1 protein-coding gene is annotated in these 2,349 nt (G+C 72.8%); it reads right to left on the minus strand.

Translation table 11 applies throughout. The features are described 5' to 3' along the window. Window positions 1-210 precede the first annotated feature (210 nt). Window positions 211-2,349 (minus strand): MMPL family transporter (locus GRC12_RS43700; RefSeq protein WP_244374677.1); only part of this gene is annotated, 2,139 nt, incomplete at its 5' end.

A 2,349-nucleotide genomic window follows, 5' to 3' on the forward strand; every position in this document is an offset into this window, starting at 1 on the left:
GTGGGAGGCGGGCGGCGGCGGGGGATGCCGCCGGCGTGCGTCCCGGGGATCGGTCCGGCATCCGGCGCCGCCCGCGCTCGGGAGCCGTTCCCCTCACCCCTCCAGAAAACGCCCCGCTGCTCGGGTTCCGCTCGGATCCGGCTCATGCGGGAGCCCGGGCGCCGTCAGGGGCACCCGGGCTCCGTCCAGGGGGTCGCCGTACCGGTGTCGTCAGTCGTGCTTCTCGATGTCGACCTTCGGCAGGATCCGGTCCAGGCCCGCCGGGATCCACCAGGCGCGGCGGCCCATGAGCTGCAGCGCGGCGGGGACGATCAGGCAGCGGATGACCACGGCGTCGACGAAGACCGCGACCGCCATGCCGAACCCGAACTGCTGGAGCATCCGGTCGCCGCCCAGGATGAAGGCCCCGAAGACGGCGACCATGATCGCGCCGGCGGCCAGCACGACCGAGCCGGTGTGGGCGAGGCCCTCGCGGATGGCGACGGAGGCGTCACGGGTGCGGTTCCACTCCTCGCGGATGCGGGAGACCAGGAAGATCTCGTAGTCCATGGACAGCCCGAAGACGATCGCGAAGATCATGATGGGCAGGTAGGCCTCGATCGGGCCCGGCTCCAGGCCGAACATGCCCTTCTGGAACACCAGCGTCATCGCGCCCAGCGCGGCCCCGATGCTCAGCAGGTTGAGCAGCGCCGCCTTGAGCGGCACCAGCACCGAGCGGAACACCATGACCAGGATGAGCAGCGACAGTCCGACCACGATGGCGATGAACAGCGGCATGCGGGCGGAGACGGTGTCGGCGTAGTCGATGACGGCCGTGGTGGAGCCGCCCACGAGGTAGTGCGCGCCGGTCCGCTGCCGCAGCTTCACCAGGACGTCGTCCCGGAGGGTGTGGACCAGGCGCGTGGTGCGCTCGTCCTGCGGGGAGGTGGTGGGGAAGGCGATGACCGTGGATACCTTGCCGTCCCGGGAGGGGATGGGTCCCGTCGCGGCGGCGAGGCCGTGGGTGGTGTTGAGGGTCTGCGAGAGTGCCGCGCCGGCCTTGGCGCCGCCCTCCGTGACCACGACGAGCGGGCCGTTGAAGCCGGGGCCGAAGCCGTCGGCGAGGAGGTCGTAGGCCTTGCGGCTGGTGGTCTTCGCGGGGTCGTTGCCCGCGTCGGCGAAACCGAGCCGCAGGTCAGCCGCGGGCGCGGCGAGGGCGCCGAGCGCGGCCACCGCCAGCAGCAGGGCGACCAGGGGCCGGCGCTGCACCAGACCCGCCCAGCGGCGCCAGCGCGCCCCGCCCTCGACCGGCTTGCCCTTCGCCTCGCGCCGCGCCGCCTTCGCGGTGAACTGGCGGGCGAACCGCTTGCCGAACAGGGCGAGCAGCGCGGGCAGCAGGGTGAGCGAGGCGAGCATGGTCACCAGCACGGTGAGGGCCACGGCGACCGCGGTGCCCTGCAGCGAGCCCAGCCCGAGGGCGACGAGGCCGAGCAGGGCCACGATGACCGTGCAGCCGGCGAAGAACACGGTGCGTCCGGCGAGGTCCAGCGCGCGCCTGCCCGCGTCCTCGGGTGACGCCCCGCGCACCAGCTCGGCCCGGTAGCGGGCGAAGATCAGCAGGGCGTAGTCGATGCCGACGCCGAGGCCGACGAGCATCATGATGTACGGCGTGTAGCTGGCGATCGTGAAGACGTGCGACAGCAGGATGATCACGCCGAGGGTGCTGCTGACCGCGAACACCGCGGTGATGACGGGCAGTCCGGCGGCGATGACCGTGCCGAACATCAGGCCGAGGATGACCAGCGCGGCGAGCATGCCGATGCCCTCGGCGGCGCCGCCCTGTGCCTCGCCCAGCTTGCGCGCCGCGTCACCGCCGAGTTCGACGCCCAGCGCGTCGGTGCGGGCGGTGCGGGCGGTGTCGTAGATCCGCTGGGTGTCCGCCTTGGCCATGTCCTCGGACTTGCCCTTGAGGACCACGGTGGCGTAGCCGACGGTGCCGTCCCTGGAGACGGCCTGCCGGTCGTCGTAAGGGCTGCGCACCTGCGCGACCTTGGGCAGGCCCGACACCTTGCCGAGCATGGCGGTGACCCGGGCGCGGGTGGCGGCCTCGCCGAGGCCCTGCCGGTCGTGCAGCACGATCTGGAGGCTGTCGCCGGCCTGGGCGGAGCCGTGTTCCTCCATGGTCTGCAGGGCCTGCTGGGTCTCGGTGCCGGGCAGGGAGAAGTCGTCTCGGTAGGCGTCGCCGACGGCGGAGGCCCCGCCCCAGACGGCGAACAGGACGACGACCCACAGCAGCAGGGCGGTCCACCGGTGCCGTTGGGCGAAACCGGCGGTGCGCTCGAGGAGGGAGCGGCCGTGTGGGGGTGGTGG

The sequence above is a fragment of the Streptomyces griseorubiginosus genome, from assembly GCF_017614965.1.
GTDB classification, from domain to species: domain Bacteria; phylum Actinomycetota; class Actinomycetes; order Streptomycetales; family Streptomycetaceae; genus Streptomyces; species Streptomyces griseorubiginosus_B.